This is a genomic window from Chitinophaga sp. 22620 (assembly GCF_052044405.1).
GTDB lineage: Bacteria > Bacteroidota > Bacteroidia > Chitinophagales > Chitinophagaceae > Chitinophaga.
In genome coordinates this window covers 1-656 of record NZ_JBQEMV010000013.1, presented here as the reverse complement: position 1 = coordinate 656, position 656 = coordinate 1, and the positions used below count along the sequence as shown (strand labels likewise).

The following is a 656-nucleotide window of genomic DNA, read 5'->3' as shown; positions in this document are numbered from 1 at the left end:
TACTGTATTTGGTTATACTTCTACAGATGTAGCGGATATCACGATCACGGATGTGTCGAACAAAACGATCACTGTTACCGGCCCGGCTACCATTGCAGAAGGTGCTACCGGCACTTACCGATTCAGCCTGCCCACGGGTGTAACATCTACTTCTGCGATCACCATCACGCTCACCCGCGATGCGGCTTCGACCGCTGCGTTGACAGACCTTCAAAGCCTGCCCACAGTAGTGATCCCGGCAGGAGACGGATTTGTGGATGTAAACTTTATTCCGGCAGATGACAATGTGATCGAAGCGACAGAAAAGCTGATCCTGACACCGGCTGCCACTGGCTTCACTTTCAGCCAGCCGGTAAATTTCGATATCACTGACCAGGACCTGGCAGGTGCTACGATCACTCTATCTGCCGCACCAGCCAGTGTTGCAGAAGGTGCCAGCTCCGTGATTACGGCTACGCTGAATGGCGGTGTGACCTCCGCCACTAACCTGACGGTGACCTTAAGCAAACATGCCAGCTCCACTGCGGGTAATACCGAGCACGGCGCACTGGGTAGTATCACGATCAACGCTGGTCAAACAACCGGCACTGTTACACTGACCACCAATACTGACCAGGTATTGGAGGCTAATGAAACTGTAATGATCGAAGGCGCCA

At 53.2% G+C, this 656-nt stretch carries 1 protein-coding gene; it reads left to right on the top strand.

Translation table 11 applies throughout. The annotated features are described in order from the left end of the window. Positions 1-656 (top strand): hypothetical protein (locus ACTJIK_RS25735; protein ID WP_440650476.1); only part of this gene is annotated, 656 nt, incomplete at both ends.